This is a genomic window from Gillisella taibaishanensis, assembly GCF_001938985.1.
Classification (GTDB): domain Bacteria; phylum Pseudomonadota; class Alphaproteobacteria; order Rhizobiales; family Rhizobiaceae; genus Allorhizobium; species Allorhizobium taibaishanense.
In genome coordinates, this window is sequence record NZ_MKIN01000021.1 from 836827 (window position 1) to 853012 (window position 16186).

Annotated in this window: 15 protein-coding genes; 3 read left to right on the forward strand and 12 right to left on the reverse strand. The window is 56.3% G+C overall.

What is annotated here, in order from left to right:
- The first annotated feature begins 32 nt into the window (after positions 1-32).
- Positions 33-788 (forward strand): GntR family transcriptional regulator, encoded by a 756-nt coding sequence (locus BJF91_RS10920; RefSeq protein WP_234801593.1) that lies wholly within the window; start codon positions 33-35, stop codon positions 786-788.
- 101 nt (positions 789-889) lie between these two features.
- Here the strand turns inward: BJF91_RS10920 and BJF91_RS10925 are convergent, their stop codons facing one another.
- The 5 genes from BJF91_RS10925 to BJF91_RS10945 all read right to left on the reverse strand — a co-directional run bounded on the left by BJF91_RS10925 (position 890) and on the right by BJF91_RS10945 (position 4932).
- A complete protein-coding gene (locus tag BJF91_RS10925) occupies positions 890-1810 on the reverse strand; it encodes an aminotransferase class IV (protein WP_075614476.1) in 921 nt (306 codons plus the stop codon).
- Between the two features lie 32 nt (positions 1811-1842).
- Positions 1843-2619, reverse strand: coding sequence for an amino acid ABC transporter ATP-binding protein (locus BJF91_RS10930; RefSeq protein ID WP_075614477.1), 777 nt, complete (start codon positions 2617-2619; stop codon positions 1843-1845).
- A gap of 13 nt (positions 2620-2632) precedes the next feature.
- A complete protein-coding gene (locus tag BJF91_RS10935) occupies positions 2633-3298 on the reverse strand; it encodes an amino acid ABC transporter permease (RefSeq protein WP_075614478.1) in 666 nt (221 codons plus the stop codon).
- 11 nt (positions 3299-3309) lie between these two features.
- Positions 3310-3975 carry an amino acid ABC transporter permease gene (locus tag BJF91_RS10940; RefSeq protein ID WP_075614479.1) on the reverse strand — a complete coding sequence of 222 codons (666 nt, stop codon included), beginning with the start codon at positions 3973-3975 and terminating at the stop codon, positions 3310-3312.
- 120 nt (positions 3976-4095) lie between these two features.
- The gene (locus tag BJF91_RS10945) at positions 4096-4932 is read right to left on the reverse strand and encodes a transporter substrate-binding domain-containing protein (protein WP_075614480.1); all 837 of its coding nucleotides are present in this window, start codon (positions 4930-4932) and stop codon (positions 4096-4098) included.
- Between the two features lie 124 nt (positions 4933-5056).
- Here BJF91_RS10945 and BJF91_RS10950 point away from each other — a divergent pair, with 124 nt between their 5' ends.
- A complete protein-coding gene (locus BJF91_RS10950; RefSeq protein ID WP_139310650.1) occupies positions 5057-5311 on the forward strand; it encodes a hypothetical protein in 255 nt (84 codons plus the stop codon).
- Between the two features lie 13 nt (positions 5312-5324).
- Here the strand turns inward: BJF91_RS10950 and BJF91_RS10955 are convergent, their stop codons facing one another.
- The 5 genes from BJF91_RS10955 to mhpA all read right to left on the reverse strand — a co-directional run bounded on the left by BJF91_RS10955 (position 5325) and on the right by mhpA (position 10599).
- Positions 5325-6041, reverse strand: a complete 717-nt coding sequence (locus tag BJF91_RS10955) for a GntR family transcriptional regulator (RefSeq protein WP_075614482.1) — start codon at positions 6039-6041, stop codon at positions 5325-5327.
- A 452-nt stretch (positions 6042-6493) separates the two neighbouring features.
- On the reverse strand, positions 6494-6826 hold the full coding sequence (locus BJF91_RS10960) for a hypothetical protein (RefSeq protein WP_083943261.1): 333 nt from the start codon (positions 6824-6826) through the stop codon (positions 6494-6496).
- Positions 6827-6835: 9 nt separating this feature from the next.
- Positions 6836-7675 (reverse strand): dioxygenase family protein, encoded by an 840-nt coding sequence (locus BJF91_RS10965; protein WP_075614483.1) that lies wholly within the window; start codon positions 7673-7675, stop codon positions 6836-6838.
- A gap of 177 nt (positions 7676-7852) precedes the next feature.
- Positions 7853-8914 carry a maleylacetate reductase gene (locus tag BJF91_RS10970; protein ID WP_075614484.1) on the reverse strand — a complete coding sequence of 354 codons (1062 nt, stop codon included), beginning with the start codon at positions 8912-8914 and terminating at the stop codon, positions 7853-7855.
- 26 nt (positions 8915-8940) lie between these two features.
- Positions 8941-10599, reverse strand: coding sequence for a bifunctional 3-(3-hydroxy-phenyl)propionate/3-hydroxycinnamic acid hydroxylase MhpA (gene mhpA, locus BJF91_RS10975; RefSeq protein ID WP_075614485.1), 1659 nt, complete (start codon positions 10597-10599; stop codon positions 8941-8943).
- Between the two features lie 495 nt (positions 10600-11094).
- Between mhpA and BJF91_RS10980 the strand changes: the two genes are divergently transcribed.
- Positions 11095-11757, forward strand: a complete 663-nt coding sequence (locus BJF91_RS10980; protein ID WP_075614486.1) for a TetR/AcrR family transcriptional regulator — start codon at positions 11095-11097, stop codon at positions 11755-11757.
- A 198-nt stretch (positions 11758-11955) separates the two neighbouring features.
- Here the strand turns inward: BJF91_RS10980 and BJF91_RS10985 are convergent, their stop codons facing one another.
- Positions 11956-14928, reverse strand: a complete 2973-nt coding sequence (locus BJF91_RS10985) for an autotransporter outer membrane beta-barrel domain-containing protein (RefSeq protein ID WP_075614606.1) — start codon at positions 14926-14928, stop codon at positions 11956-11958.
- Between the two features lie 247 nt (positions 14929-15175).
- Complete coding sequence (iolG, locus tag BJF91_RS10990) at positions 15176-16174, reverse strand: inositol 2-dehydrogenase (RefSeq protein WP_075614487.1); 999 nt, start codon at positions 16172-16174, stop codon at positions 15176-15178.
- Positions 16175-16186: the final 12 nt, after the last annotated feature.

Consider the following 16186-nt stretch of genomic DNA (forward strand, 5'->3'; position numbering starts at 1 on the left):
TGGATATCAGTGGACATGAATAGGGTAGTGAGATGAAGCGGGCAGCCATGGATGATGACAACGAACCGGCTTCGGCGGCGCCCTATGCTGTGGCCATCAAACGCGCATCTCTTCATCATCATGTTGTCGATAAATTGCGCGAGATGATCAGTCGCGGTGACCTGCCGGCTGGAGAAAGATTGAACGAGGTTGCCCTTGCTCAGGCAATCGGCGTGTCGCGTACACCGATGCGGGAAGCCGTTAAACTGTTGGCGTCGGAAGGCCTTCTTGAGCTTCTCCCCGGCCGAGGAGCCAGGGTCCGGCAATTCTCGGCCAAGGAATTGCTTGATGTCTTCGACGTTCTGGGCGCGCTTGAAAGACATGCAATCGAGGTTGCCGTTTCCAGGATGACGCCGAAGGCCCTTTCAGAGATCGAGCGTCTGCATAATCAGATGCTGGATGCTTACAAAAAGCGCAGTCAGAAGGCATATTTCAAATCAAACCAGAAACTTCACGCCCTCATCGTTGAACTCTCAGGCAATCCAGCTCTGTCGAACGCCCATATCACGTTGACCAAACAATCAGTTCACAATCGCCACGAGACGCTTCTTTCCGACCAGCGCTGGCAGGAATCGGTTGCGGAACACCAAGCGATTTTCGACGCGATCGTTGAAGGTGATGCGATACGAGCGGGTGTATTGATGCTCGATCATAGCCGCAGAACCGGCGCCGCCGTCGTTGACGCAGCCCGAAGCGCTAATGAACTGCGCATGGGCGTTGAGCAGGCGAGAAAAACGAGGCCCGCCTGACACGAACGGTCGCGCGCACTGGTGAGGCATGCGCGCAATCTCGGCCCCGGAGGGCGGACCATCCTTTTCTGTCGGCTCGAGCGGAACCATCCGCCCCACCATCAACCACTGACATAACGATCATAGAGGTCGGCGATGCGCTGCGTAACCGCACCGGGCTGCCCATCACCCACGGGGCGGCCATCGATCCGTGTCACTGGCGTGATGCCGCCCAGCGTTCCCGTGACGAAAGCTTCCGAAGCACCGTAGACCTCAGCCAGCGTAAAATCCTTTTCCCGCACCACGTAGCCTGCTTCGGCATAAAGCTTGACGACCTTTTTGCGGGTAATGCCGTTGAAATTGTAGCGACCCGTCGAGGTCCACAATTCTTCGCCGCGAATGATGAAGAAGTTGGTGGAATTGCAACTGGCAACAAAACCATGAGGATCGAGCATCAGCGCTTCGTCCGCGCCACAGTTGATCGCTTGGATCAGCGCATGGATGAAATTCAGGCGGCTATGCGAGTTGAGGCGCAGATCGAAGACATCCGGCGTGCTGCACCGGATAGTCGAGGTCATCAGCGACAGACCCTTGGACTTGGACTCCGGCTTCGGAATCTTGAATTCGGCAACGATGACAATGGTCGCCTGCCCCATGGCAAACCGAGGATCCTGGTTCGGCGTCTTCTTCTTGCCGCGGGTTACCATCAGTCGGGCATGAGCACCATCCGTCATGTCGTTCTTGCGAAAGGTCTGCCATAGGGCTTCCGTCAACTCCGCACGGGTCATGCCGATGTCGAGCTGAATTGAATTGGCTCCCTCGAAAAGGCGGTCGAGGTGCTCATCCAGCGCGACGATCTTGCCGTTAACCAGCCTAACGCCTTCCCAGACGCCATCGCCCAGAACGAAACCGGCGTCGAAAATCGAAACCTTGGCCTCGTCACGCTTGAAAAATTCGCCATTCAGATAGATCAGCACGTCGTCATTGCGCTGGTCGGCCACATAGCCTTGAGAACTGGTATCGCTGGCTGCACTTGCATTCATGGTCATTGTCCTTGGAATGTGATTGCCGGAATTCAGAAAGTGAATTCGGTAAAACGCTCGAGAAAGGCCCGCGTCCGTTCCTGCCTGGGCGCCTTCAGAACTTCATCGGGCGTGCCAACTTCGTGAAACACGCCATCTGCGAGGAAGATAACCTTGGTGGCAAAGTGATAGGCAAAGCCCAGCTCGTGGGTGACGAGCAGCATGGTGCGCCCCTCATCTGCCAACTGGCGAATAACACGCAAGACTTCGCCCACCAGTTCCGGATCGAGCGAGGATGTCGGCTCGTCAAACAGCAGAATTTCAGGCTCCATGGCCAGGGCGCGGGCAATGGCGACCCGCTGCTGCTGACCGCCAGAGAGCCTCCCGGGATAAGCGTCGAGCTTTGTTTCCAGCCCGACCTTTTCGAGTTCGCGCGTAGCTCGTTCACGAGCCAGGGCACGTTTCATGCCCTTCACTGTCAACAGACCTTCCATGGCGTTTTCCAACACGGTCATATGCGGAAACAGATTGAACTGCTGAAAGACCATGCCGACCCGTTCGCGCACGGCGCGCAACTCAGCCTCGGGATAGCTGCGAACCCCTTCGCGGCCACGGGATTTGCCGATCTCCTTACCATCGAGGGCGATTGTGCCGCCGCTTGGGATCTCCATGAAGTTCAAGCAACGCAGAAAGGTGCTCTTGCCGGAGCCACTGCCTCCGATGATGGCAATTCGCTCTCCAGGTTCGACGGAAAAATTGATGCCCCTCAGCACATGCAAATCGCCGAAACGCTTTTGCAGGTTGGTGACCCGCAGAATGGGCTCATTCATTGCAATAATCTCCTTAGGCCTTCTCGGCCATGCGCCGCTCAAGGCGGGCGGAAAGCCAGGTTCCGGGATAGATCAGGACGAAATAGATGAAGGCGACAGTCGTGAGGATCTCGAACGGCCGATAATAGGTGGAGCTGAGCAACCGCCCTTGATACATCAGCTCATGCACAGAGAGCACTGATGCGAGCGACGACATCTTGGCCACTTCGATGATCCGATTGGTGAAAGCCGGCAGCATTCGCTTGAAGACCTGCGGCAGAATGATCCGTTGCAGGATTTTTGATCGACGCATGCCGAGTGCCCGTGCGCCTTCCCATTGTCCCTGTGCGATAGACTGCATCCCACCACGGAAGATCTCGGCGGAATAGGCTGACGTATTCAGGGTGAGGCCAAGCAGGGCCGCAACGAACGGCGATAGCTGCACGCCAATGATGATCGGAAAAGCGTAAAAAAACCAGATCAACTGGATCAGGACAGGCGTATCCCGGAAGAGTTCGATGTAAAATAAGCTCGGAAGCCTCAGCGTCGCCGATTTTGACAGCCGTGCCAGCGATAGGAGAAAGCCAGCGGTAAGACCGATGAGAACAGTCGGCACCCATAGTTCAATCGTGACCAGCAATCCCCTCAGCAAAACCGGCAGGCTGCGAAATATCAGATCGAAATCAACTTGATAATCCATGATACCGATCCTCAGCGATAGGCCGTTAAGCGCGCTTCGGCGATGCGCGCGAGCGTGCTGGCCGTGACGAGCAGGATGACGTACATGAGCGCAATGGTCGTATAGACTTCAAGTGGGCGAAACGTAGCGCTGTTGACCAGCATTGCCTGATAGAGAAGATCGGCATAGGCCAGCGTCGAAGCCAGAGCTGTCGTCTTTGTCAGCTCGAAGGATCGCTCGACAAATGGAGCGAACATGCGTGCCATGGCTTGGGGAAGAATGATCCGCCGCATCATTTGAGAATGCCGCATCCCGAGCGCTCTCGCACCTTCCCACTGCCCCTTCTCTATCGAAATGATACCGCCGCGAAACACCTCGGCGTAAAAGGCTCCTGATTGCGTGGATAATGCCAAGACAGCTGCAACGAACGGGTCGAGGCTCACATTGGCCAGCACTGGTAACGCATAGTAAAACCAGAAAAAGTGGATGATCGGGGGCGTATTGCGGTAGAATTCGATGAAGACGGTAGCAGGCGCAGACAAGAACCGGCGCGGCGAAAGCTTCAGGAACGCCAGAACTAGACCGACGATCACACCAAAAACGATGGAAATTCCGGCAATCTTGATCGTGTTGATGAGCCCGGCCAGCAACAGGTCCCAACGGGACCACACCCCGGAAAAATCCCAGTGATAGCTCATGAGACGAAGATTCCTTGGAAGAAGAAGCGTCACGATCGCCGGGTGAGATCCCAAAGATCGACGTGTTGAGGCCAAGCCGAGGAAATGTCTTCCTTCCCTCGGCCGCTTGCTCGCTCGTTGCTATTTCCAAGCTTCCTTGACGAGTCCAGGAATGCCGGAGGGATCGATGTTTTTCGACTTGAGATAGTCGTCGAAGATCTGATCCGGCACGCCCTTCTTGTATAGGTCGGAAAACTGCTCACTGACCCAGTCGCGAAATGCCGGATTGGCTTCCTTGCGCAGACCTGCGCTGGTTGGCACAGGATTAACCGGCGTTGGCAAAATGACCTTGCCGAGCTTCAGGCGAGAATACTGCACAACCAGAGCCGGGTGAAACTGCACCACGACATCCACGCGCCTTGCGGCGAAGGCGGCAATTGCCTCATCATTGTTGGCGAAACGATTGATCTCTGCATTCTTCGCCATGGCCGTGATATTTTTGTCGAGAGAGGTGCCGAGCGTTACGCCAATGCGGGTGCCGGCTTTATCAAAATCCTCCCAGGTTTTCGCAGCGGAGCCGGCGGCAATCAGTGCGCCCATTGCATAATAGAACAAAGGTGCTTCCGGGAAATCAATGGCGTTGCGGCGTTCCTCTGTGGGATCGAGGACGAACATCAGGTCGATCTGGTTGGCCTGAAGAGCCGCGATCGCATTGGCCCAGGTGGTCTCGACCGGCACAAGCGTTGCACCGAGATTGGCCGCCAGCTTTTCGCCCATGGCGACACCAACACCCGTCCACTTTTCCGTCATAGGGTCCTTGAAGAACCAGGGTTCGGCGGACGTCACACCGATGCGAAGCTGCTTGTCCTTTTTGATACGATCGAGTGTCGAAGCGTCTTCGGCTAAGACCGGAACGGCAAGGCCCGTCATGGCCAAAGCCGCCGTTGTCGCTACAAATGTTCTGCGTGTAATCTTCACGTGTGCTTCCTTTGAGGTTTGACTTGGGTCTGGCTTTCACGGCTCTTGCTAGTCTCGTTCCGAAAGTTCCTTTGCCCGGTCAGCTGCCGCCAGTGCTATTGCTTCCACTAGCTCGGCAAGGCTGTTGTTGCCATCCAACATGGCTAATCCACCTTGGGCGGCCTGGGCTGGTCACCGCACGCTTCAGCTCAAGGGCGCTGCGTTCATCTCGCTCCAGAAGACCGTCCGCATCAATGATGGCCTGACATGCGCGATCGGAAGGCAGCAGCTGCTTTTCTCGGGCAAGATCATGATCGACAGCCGTGATATCAACGAAAGGCATTCGCGCCTCTGCCAGCCCAAATTGCCGCAACCCGTCATCGCGATGAAAAGAGGCTGACGGATATTGCCCATCATCGCGTAACGCTCTTCAGATCCGGCGAATCTGCATTCATAGACAGCAGAAAATCTTCAGTCTGTTGACCGCCTCGAGCCATATGGGCGCGGATCTCGCTGCGCATGGCGTCAAGGCTCGGGGCAAGCGCGTTCTCCACATAGCTGTCATGTCCATCACGGCGCGGACCGCGAATGCCATGCGCCCGGTGGTGAGCGGCCCAGTAAAGTTGGAGACGTCCGCGAATGCTTTCCCACATTCTTTGCAGGATCTTGTGATCCGACGCTTCGTATACAAAGCCATGCAGGCGAAGTTCGGCATCGATCGAGGCTATGTCGTCGCCGCTGTCGATGCAGCGTGTCAATTCCGTGTGGCGCGACAACAATTCCTGGCGAAAGCTGTGGTCGCGTTTGTCCCACACCAGTTCAAACGCAAAAATCTCCAGATTGACACGCATGGAATATATTTCGCGGACGTCATCAACCGAAAGATCGACGACATGAGTTCCTGTGTAAGGGACTGTGACCAGTAGCCCCTCGTCGATGAGCTGACGCATGGCCTCCCGCAGCGGTCCGCGGCTAACGCCGAACTGCTCGGCAAGGCTCTGCTCCGTGACATGTGAGCCGGGCAAGATTTCGCCTTTGAGAATGGCGCTTCTCAATCCCTCCGCAATATGTGCGCGGAACGTCGCCTTTGGGATGCGGAGGAAACTTGAATTAGCCTGATCCCTCACCATCGCCTCCTGTTTATCATCGATTGTCAACAATCAAGCATTATGAATTTGTTTGGTCAAGTTGGATGCGATCAAGCCCGGTATGCTGTCGTTCAATCCGCGAATGAAAGTGTGCGCTTGGGGAGTTAGTTGAAATCTTGCTGCCGATTTGCATGGCAGAGTACATGAGGAGGCACACCGCATCCGGCGGTGACGTCAGCAAAAGGAGTAGATTGAATGTCTCCCTCCGACAGCTCCAAATCCGGAATGATAATCTATCGGCAGAGATCGAGCACGGATCACACAACAATAGACCGCTATCCAGCCTAGCCGCTCCTGCCAGGGTTCGAAGCTTGCCCATTTTTTCTGAGAGGCCGCTGTCAGGATTCTGACAGCGGCCGCGCGGCGGAATCGACGATAATATCCAAACCGGAGGTCTCAATGTTGAGCATCAGCGGGATTTTGCAACAGCACCCTTACTTCAAGGCGACATATGTCTGAGGGTCGAGCATACTGGAACGAACAGCCACATGCAGCCCGGTAGCGTCCGCCAGCATTGTACGGATCAGAGTGCAAAGTTCGATGATCCTCTCGCGCGTGCGTTCGGGCCGCGGCAGGATAAGGATTTCGACGTTGATCTGCGGCTGGTCTTCAAGTCCTAACACCTCAAGGACGGCAAACTGACACGCCGTGACATCGACATTGAGTTCGTGGCATAGCATGCCGCGCAGCGGCAGAAGCAAATTGCGAACAGCACCCACTGCCGCAGCATAGCGATCGGCATCGATATAAATTTTCATGTTTGGCATTGGTAACCCTCAAGCAGCTATCATGGTGAAATTGAAGGGTGAGTGCCAAAGGGTCTTGCCTCCGGACACTTTTTCGAAAGGCGCAACCAGCGTGTCCTTGACCCCGAACACGGCATCCGAGGTCAAATATGTATCATCACCGACGAAGGTGTGAGTGACGATCGTTTGGTAACCGGGCGCTGAAACGATGTAATGCATATGAGCAGGACGATAGGGATGGCGGCCAAGATGGCCGAGCATCTTTCCGACTGGTCCATCATTCGGGATCGGATAGGAAACGGGTTTGATGCCGATGAAGGAATAGCGCCCGTCCTTGCCAGTGACGAAAATGCCGCGATTATTCCATTTTGGCTGAATTCCAGGTTGCTGGACATCGTAGAAGCCATCGGCGTTATCCGACCAGACATCGATTTTGGCACCCTCGATCGGCTGGCCGTGGATGTCGATCACCGCCCCCTCAAACAGGCAGCTTTCACCCTTGCCGTCCAGACTGATGGTATCGCCCATCTGGCGGGCCGGCGCATTATCGACATGGAAGGGGCCAAGTACCGTATTTTCCGTCGCGCCCGTCGGACGACGGTTATTTATGGCGTCGACCAGCATGGAAAATCCCAGCGTGTCGGAAAGCAAGATAAACTCCTGACGCTCTTGCGAGCACATCTGTCCGACCTGCGTGAGAAAACCGATGCCATAATCCCATTCCGCCTGGGTTAATTGAGTTTCCTTGGCAAAGGCGTGGAGGTGTTTGACCAGACAGGTCATCACCTCCTCCAGACGCGGATCGGTCGACGGTCCCATACGGCCATTAACGGCATCTTCCGAATTGTGTTCGGTGAAATAGCGCGACATCAGGCGCTCCTTTCCAGTTAAATTCGCTCAATGATTTGCAGGTCTTCAAGGTATCATGGGCGGCCGCGGCGAGACCGCTTTCAACCGTCGGGTCGGTGGTTCAAAGGAGAGGCTCAACACCGATACGGTTTGCCCTCCTCGGCACCGCATTTCCTTCCGAAGAATTTGCGATGAACTTTAGCACGGTCTCGTTCCTTCCCAGGCTCGGCGGATCAATAATTTGATCCCTTCGGACTCGATAGGCCGGGGGTTGTAATAGGGGGTTAGCATTGCGAGGTCGGCCGCACGCGCTATATCGGCCTCGGCAAAGCCCAGACTGGCGAGGCTGAGTGGCGCACCGATGCTTGCGGCGAAATCGTAAAGGCCGGCACCCGCAGTCGGCGCTTCAAAAAGATCGGCGACTGGTTTGAGTAGATCTGCGGCACCGACCTCCGTGTAGGCAGTGGTGTGCGGCAACAGCACCGCATGGGTGTCTGCATGCGGCATGTCGAAGCTTCCGCCGATCGTGTGGCAAAGCTTATGATGCAGCGCCATTGAAACCATACCAAGCACGCTACCGCACAACCAGGATCCATAGAGCGCCTGCGTCCTTGCCGCGATATTGTCAGGCTTCGCAACGATGACTGGCAGCGCTTTATAGAGAGCTTCGATTCCCTCCATCGCCATCATCGTCGTGATGGGATTACGGTCATGGGCATAGAGCGCCTCAACCGCGTGGGCCATGGCGTTGAGGCCGCTCGTCACGCTCATCCCAATCGGCAGGCCGCAAGTCAGTTCAGGATCATAAATGACCGTCTCTGGCAGAATGTCGGGTCCGCGCACGGTTGTCTTCAGGCCATTCTCAGTCTCACCAAGAATGTTGGTGACTTCCGAGCCAGCATAAGTCGTGGCGATGACGATTTGGTCTGCACCAATGCGGCGTGCGAGTGCCTTGCCAAGTCCGATGGTCGAGCCACCCCCGAGCGATATGACGCAGTCGGCTCCCTGTTCCTCAAACACTGCCGCTGCCTGAAGGGTGATATCAACAGGCGTATGCATGGTGGCACCCGCAAAGACGCCCACGGCCAACGACCCGAGCGAGGAGGCAAGCGCTTCCGCATCTGCCCTTTGAAATGGCGTTGCAAGCACGAGTGCGCGGCCTCTTCCTAAACGGCCGATCTCGTCTGCAAGACGGGCACGGGTCCCGCATCCAAATAGGATGCGGGCTGGACTGCTGGCGTAAGTGAAGGACAGCGTCACGGTGATACCTCCATGGTTTGGAAGGGTCAGGCTGCCGCGCGTGCGGCATCCTCCACGAGGTGAAGATTTAAAATGACCTCGTCGAAACAACGGCGCAGATCGGCAGGTGAAACGGCCGTTGCGGCAACGTAGAAGTCGGGCCGCAAAATGACATAGTTTGCACGGATATTTTCCATCCAGCGGGCATAAGTGCCCTCAGAATCGACCACTTCGCACGCTGTTCCCTTTGAGCCGATCCGGACGGTCCGGCCACCGAGGAAATCAAGCTTCTGCCGCTGACCAACCGATAGCGCATGGCCAGGATCAGCATCAAGGCCGATTACCATCCAGCCAACGCCCACGGCCTGATCGAAGCGATCACGTTTGCCATCCGCTTCGACAATCCCCTGAACGGAAAGCTCACCTGCATTGGCAGTATCACGACACCAGATGCCGGGTCCCAACTGACACACATCAGTCGGAACAGGCTTGCCGTTGCGCGCAATAAGATCCTCTTTCATCAACCGGTCGCGTTCTGCGGCTTGTGCCGGATCAGCGATACAAATGATGCTGCCAAGTTGCTGGCTAAAGTCGATGTAATACTTGGCATGTTCGATGCGCTCGGAAGAATAGCTGTCCAGAACGTCTGGCTCAACCCGGCCTTCGAGGATGGCATTGAGACGCCAGCCGAGTGCAAGCGCGTCTCGCAGACCGGCACACATCCCCTCACCGGCAAATGGCGGCATCAGATGCGCGGCATCACCCGCAATTGCACAGCGGCCTTTGTTCCAGACTTTCGCCCAACGCGCCTGAAAACGATAGACCGTGCTGCGTTCCAGTTCGGCATTCTCCGGCGTCAGGCCCCAAGGCTCGAGCAGCTTCCACGCATTTTCCGGCTTGGCAAGCTCTTCAGGGTTTTCGCCTGGAAGCACCATATATTCCCACCGCCGCCGACTTGGACCGCCGGCAATTGGGCCTGGGCCTCCGGGCACGATGGTTGTCGGGCGGGTGGGATCGCAAAGCTGCCACTGCGCAGGCTCGCCCTTGCGAGATGCAACGTAATCGAATTTGGGCAACATATCGAGGATCAGCCAATCGAAGAAATAGCCACGGTCCTCGTTTTCGATTCCCAGTGCCTCTCGCACCATGCTGTTGGCTCCGTCAGCACCCACGACATAGCGCGCCCGAATGGTTTGCGTTCCAGACTGCTGCGCATCCTCGAGCGGATTGCGCTTGATCGTCAGCGTCGCGGAGTCGGCATCCTGCTGCAGATTAACGGCTTCGTAGCCGGCGAGGCGGGTAACAGAGCTATATTCTCCGGCGATCCTGGTCAGCCTGGCCTCGAGCTCCGGCTGATTGAACCAGTACCGCACACGCCAGCCCGACGCCGACTTGCTCTGCCAGTCTATGATCTGGATGTCTTCGCGGTTGGCGTCCTTCCAGTAATACAGCTCATCATGATAGTTGATCGCCTCATCGTTTTCCGAGTCTATGCCAAGGCTGGCGAAGATCCGGGCGATCTCGTGGTCATAGGTGACGGCACGCGGGCGGCCGTAGGCCTTACTCCACCGCTCGATCAACGTCACTTTCTTGCCCGTCCTGCCAAGAATGATAGCGAGAAAGGTGCCCACGGGGCCGCCACCGACAATGGCCACATCAGCATCAAATTCACCCGCCGCATGCGAGCCTAAATTGCTTTGAAACATTATGATCCTCTCCTTTGTGCGCCGCGATGAAGGCTCGACGATTTCTAAGGACAGAGCTCCGCCCAGTGTCGGCGACCGGGTCACCGACACACACAGGCCACAGCATGACGCACTCTGAGGAATGCGCAGCAGACGTCAGCACGTTACTTATTGTCGTTGAGTTCGCCGTTGATTCGAGACCTTGCTCAGGTGTCGTTTCGTCGATCGTAAGCCTCTCTCCCAAGCCTCTCCATCGCAAAATGACAGTACGTCAGAAATGAACGATTTTCAATATCGAATGACAATCAGCCTTACTTTTGATCAAAATTGCGATCGGAAACCAATTTTATTGTTACATTTCAAGTTCTTATAACGTCCCATCTTTTCGTCCTCTTGCTGCTTATAGGAGCGAAACGGAATTCAATTAGGAAACTCAACACGTTCATCGGTGATGGATTTTCATTTTTGAATGACCGTCATTTATTGTAGTTTGAAATTGCAAGTGTGGAGATCTGAGTGAACAGTGCCAAAACCGAAGGTCGGGTTGCCCGGCGCCAGCGACGAAACCGGGACGCCCTGCTTAAAGCCGGTCATGAGGTGATATCCGAAAAAGGTATCGATGCCGCGACCATGCTGGAAATTGCAGAGCGCGCGGATGTCGCCTCCGGCACGATCTACAACTATTTTAAATCCAAGGATGAGCTTGCGATTGCCGTGCTTGAGCTGATCATGGAGCAGCTTGCGATGAGGATAGAGAATGTAACGAATACATTTTCCGACCCCGCACAGGTCTATGCGTTCGGGATACGTACGGTGCTTGAAACCGCGACAGGGGACCTGCGCTGGCGCCAACTGTTGCATCGCTCGGAAGTTATCGCCAATGCTACGTTTCAGCGTATGGGACCGTTTGCCATTCGCGATTTGCGAAATGCAGCTGCTGCCGGACGCTTTTCAACTTCCGATCCGGAACTCACGTGGCGCATGACTTGCTTTGCCATCGTTGGCGCCTCTTTGGCGATGACAAAGGATGAAATCGGCTCCTCACTTATTGAAGAGACGGTGGTCCGTCTGCTCTGCATGGCCGGCATGCAAGAGACCGACTCTCGGGAGCTGGCAGCGCGCCCACGCCCCCCACTCCCTCCCGAAGCGAAACCTGATTGGGGCAGAACCAAACGGTAGCTGCTCAACAATGTCGTTCTTCCGGCGTCACGGCAGCCAGGCAATAGCCAAACCTTCAATTAAGGACGAACTTTACTCAACCCGCAGCGGGCTTGTCTTCCAGCGGCAAAGTGTCGAGATCATTGGATTGTGGCTTTCGATGATATGGCACCCCGTTCCAGCGAGATGTCGAAACAGTCACGAGACGCGGCCATTCGTCTAGAAACTCGACGTCACGTTCACCTGCGCAGCGCTGGACTTCAGACCTTTACCAAACTCGCCGGAATAGCTCAGCGTCAGGCGCGCCGACTTCGAAAGTTTTGCGGAAACACTCAGTTTTGCCAACAGGGAATCCTGAGGCATTGTTACACCTTGTGTGACAAACGATGAACCGCCAGCAAATGTCATGCGGGAATACGGCGTCAGGTCACCTGCGATATGTCGCCACCCCAGCATGCCTGAGATGGCCATAGGTATTTCGTTTTGAGCCCAATCCATCGACCAGCGAAGGCCCATCGTGGACGTGGCGATAGCATCGCTGTTGACCGCAGCCGACAGAGAGGCATCACCGGTGCGTTCCCGAAACTTGTCGGTATCGAGGCCGACATAGGCGATGGTGACGAAGGGCTGAAGCTCAATAGGCCCGGTTGTACTCGGCCAGGAGAAATCGGCGAAAACCTGCTTGGTGGCGCTGCCATATTCGGCGGTGAGATGGCCGGTCAACGTCCCAAAGGAAATGTTACGAAGGGTCGATGACACATTATGAGAGTATATGGCACCGCCGGTGAGGTTTATCGGGCCGACAGTGCCCATGGCGTAAAGGCCGGCATGGTAAGAATCCGTGTTCGCCTGCGCGAAGGCATCATGACTATATCCCACCAGACCGCCAAGGCGCCATTCATCGTAAATCGGCACATCAATCCCAGAGACAACACCTGCGGCGCGAGTATCGATAGCAGCCGCATTTCCATTCCCTGACCAACGGTTGGATGCCGCAAACCCGGAGCTCCAGACTTTCACCTCATCCGAATGCCGATCCAGCCGCCAGGCCGCTTCATCGAGAACCGCTTCACGTCCAAAGCGGCTTTCCCATAAAAGCGCACTTTTAAGCGAGGCATGAACCTCACCGCTCAGCTGTGAAAACGCCCCGTTTGCCGTGGTGGAATCCAGTGACAGCACTGTGTCATAAACCGGATTTCCAGATCCCAACACTTCAACGGCAGCAGCAGTTGCCCGCCCGTTTGTTGTGCTGGCGATATCCGCAAATTGCACGCCGTTCCGCATGAGATGCATATCTATCGCGTTGGCACCATAACTCAGCGTCGGCGATAGAAAAGCAAAGTCACTTGAAACGCTGTCGAAAGCGCCCGTGATACTTCCCGCGCTAAGGATCTTATAGCTGGTCGTCGGCACGTAATTGCCGGATGCTGCTTTGATATCCAGCGTGCCACCCTCGATGGAGACGGCGCCAGTCACGTTCACCGCGTCCGAACGGCCAGTGGTGTCAATGTCCACTTGATAGATCGAGCCCGGGCGAAACGTCAGGGCCCCGTTGACGACTGTTGTCGCGATCCCTGGGCCTGGCGATAACAAGCCGCCAGCATTCACGAATAGTCCTTCGACACTTCCTGGCCCCGACAACAGCCCGCCGTCATCGACGTTGACGGTGCCATCTATGGAGCCCTCATTGATCAGGGAGCCACCGGAAACAATTGCTGTCCCGGTGATGGTGCCGGTATTGGCAAATGTGCCGCCCTTATTCACAAGAGCTGCGATTGTTCCGTCGTTTGAGGCAATCCCGGAATTTGTCACCGTCCCAGCGACTGCATTGCTGTTATTGACGAGGTTACCTGAAGCTCCGACATTGACGTCAGCCAAAGTTGCATTGTTGACAACGCTGCCTCCGCCCACCGTCGTGGTACCCGTCACGGTGCCACCCGAATTATTCGTGACTGTCCCTGCATCGTTCTGAAGCGATGCAATCGTCCCTGCATTGGTGACCGTGCCAGAGTTGCGAACTGCACCGGCAGTCGCTCCACTGTTGTTGCTGAATACTGCAGCAGCGGCGACGTCCGCATCGGTAATGACGAAATTGTTCGTAACGGTCCCTCCAGAGATTGTTGTCTTTCCCGTAACCGTTCCACCGGAATTGTTGGTGAAGTTACCGGCCGTGTTGTTCAGGCTTCCTATCGCGCCCGCATTCGATGCCGTGCCGGCATTGGTTACCGCGCCAGCCGATGCACCGCTATTGTTGACGAATGTCCCGCCCACGGTGACATTGACGTCAGCCAAGGTTGCATTGTTGACAACGCTGCCTCCGCCCACCGTCGTGGTGCCCGTCACGGTGCCACCCACATTATTCGTGACGGTCCCTGCATCGTTTTGAAGAGATGCAATTGTCCCTGCATTGGTGACCGTGCCGGAGTTGCGAACGACACCGGCGGTCGCTCCACTGTTGTTGCTGAATACTGCAGCAGCGGCGACGTCCGCATCGGTAATGACAAAATTGTTCGTGACGGTACCGCCGGAGATCGTCGTCTTTCCCGTAACCGTTCCTCCGGAATTGTTGGTGAAGCTACCGGCCGTATTGTTCAGGCTCCCCATGGTGCCCGCATTCGATGCCGCGCCGGCATTGGTAACCGCGCCAGCCGATGCGCCGCTGTTGTTGACGAATGTCCCACCCGTGCTGACATTGACCTCGTCAACAGCGCCGTTGTTGGATAGCGCGGTCGATGTACCAACGACCGCACTGTCGAGCGTACCGTTCACGGTGACATTGCCGCTTTCGAGCCTCAAGCGGCCATTGATGTCACCGTCAATGGAAAGGTTGCCACCGTTCAAATCGACATTTGAATTTACGACGCCACCCGCATTGACGCTGACGCTACCCGAACTGATGGTGGTTCGCTCTTTGGTGGTCAGGATGCCTGTGTTGGTAACGGTGACGTTGCCACCGCCAACATTCAGCTCGCGAACCGTGACATCGTTTGTGACCTGGGGAGAACCTGTATCGACACTTGCGGCATCGCCAGCGGTAGGCGCCGACGGCGTCCAGTTAGATGTATTGCTGAATTCATTGTCCGCAGTGCCTGTCCAGGCCGATTGGGCGAGACCATTGGTGGGCGATACGACGGGAACAAGTGCCGTAAGCAGACATAGGCCGCGACAAATTACTGGGAACAGTGGTTTCATCTGGTACGCCAACGTGAAGGCACCCGCCATAAACCGACAGGATGGACTGCGTTCCTATCCAAATATGGTTAATGGAGCCTTACAGGTCGCGTTACAGGCCGGCAAAGCGCTGCTCGAAAAGCTGTTGCCGCGGTGGCGATCGTAATGCGGTTCCAGCGCTGGATAACCGCCTAAAAAATACAAGCCCGCGGCCCCATGCAAACTGGGGTCGCGAGCCAAACACTCTCAATCAGGAATGTCTCAGCGCTTACTTCGCTAAGATCACACGCCGTCCAGTGCGCGCGCTTTCCAGTGCGGCATCGGCCAGTTCCAACGCGAGCAACCCGTCTTCTCCATTAGGGGAGATCCTAGCGCCGTTTTCGATTGCCGCGATGAAGCCGGCAATTTCGTTGGCATAGGCCTGAGTATAGCGGGTCATGAAAAAGTCGTGCAGCGGCGGGCGGGTATAGCCATCGGCGGTAGCCACCTCAATCGAGATTGGGCGCTGGTTCTCGGCAGAGGCAGATCCGTTCGAGCCATGCACTTCGATGCGCTGGTCGTAGCCATAAGTGGCTCGGCGGGAGTTGGAGATCACGGCTTGGCATCCGCCGACCGTTTCCAGAATAACCGTGACACTGTCATAGTCCCCGGCAGCTCCAATAGCAGGATCGACAAGAACAGCGGCATGGGCAGAGACGGAGACAATCTTCTCACCAGCCAGAAGGAACCGGGCCATGTCGAAGTCGTGAATGGTCATGTCGCGGAAGATACCGCCGGAACGGCTGATGTAGTCGAGGGGCGGCGGGCCAGGGTCGCGCGAAGTGATGGTGATCATCTCGACCTTGCCGATGCGGCCATCGTCGATTGCCTGCTTCACCGCCATGAAATGCGGATCGAAGCGACGGTTGAAACCGACCATCAGCTTGGCCTGAGTTTGTTTGACGACATCAATGCAGGCCTTTACCCGGGCGGCGTCCAGGTCCACCGGCTTCTCGCAGAAGATCGCCTTGCCCGCGCGGGCAAAGCGCTCGATGAGGTCGGCGTGGGTATCTGTTGGCGTGCAGATGATGACGGCGTGGATGTCGGATGCCACTTCGATCTCGTCGATCGTACGAACCTCAGTGCCATATTGGACGGCGATCGACTGGGCCGATTCCGGGAAGGCATCTGCCACCGCGACGAGTCGTGCATCCGGGTTGGTGCTCACAGCCTTGGCATGGACGCGGCCGATCCGGCCCGCTCCGAGAAGGGCGAAATTCACTGTCATGGTCTTGTCTCC

Excerpts from the sequence above, each read along its gene's own strand:
- BJF91_RS10920 (WP_234801593.1), top strand. The coding sequence starts at position 33 with ATGAAGCGGGCAGCCATGGATGATGACAACGAACCGGCTTCGGCGGCG.
- BJF91_RS10935 (WP_075614478.1), bottom strand. The coding sequence starts at position 3,298 with ATGGATTATCAAGTTGATTTCGATCTGATATTTCGCAGCCTGCCGGTT.
- mhpA (WP_075614485.1), bottom strand. The coding sequence starts at position 10,599 with ATGTTTCAAAGCAATTTAGGCTCGCATGCGGCGGGTGAATTTGATGCT.
- BJF91_RS10960 (WP_083943261.1), bottom strand. The coding sequence starts at position 6,826 with ATGCCAAACATGAAAATTTATATCGATGCCGATCGCTATGCTGCGGCA.
- BJF91_RS10925 (WP_075614476.1), bottom strand. The coding sequence starts at position 1,810 with ATGAATGCAAGTGCAGCCAGCGATACCAGTTCTCAAGGCTATGTGGCC.
- BJF91_RS10985 (WP_075614606.1), bottom strand. The coding sequence starts at position 14,928 with ATGAAACCACTGTTCCCAGTAATTTGTCGCGGCCTATGTCTGCTTACG.
- BJF91_RS10930 (WP_075614477.1), bottom strand. The coding sequence starts at position 2,619 with ATGAATGAGCCCATTCTGCGGGTCACCAACCTGCAAAAGCGTTTCGGC.
- BJF91_RS10955 (WP_075614482.1), bottom strand. The coding sequence starts at position 6,041 with ATGGTGAGGGATCAGGCTAATTCAAGTTTCCTCCGCATCCCAAAGGCG.
- BJF91_RS10940 (WP_075614479.1), bottom strand. The coding sequence starts at position 3,975 with ATGAGCTATCACTGGGATTTTTCCGGGGTGTGGTCCCGTTGGGACCTG.
- iolG (WP_075614487.1), bottom strand. The coding sequence starts at position 16,174 with ATGACAGTGAATTTCGCCCTTCTCGGAGCGGGCCGGATCGGCCGCGTC.
- BJF91_RS10965 (WP_075614483.1), bottom strand. The coding sequence starts at position 7,675 with ATGTCGCGCTATTTCACCGAACACAATTCGGAAGATGCCGTTAATGGC.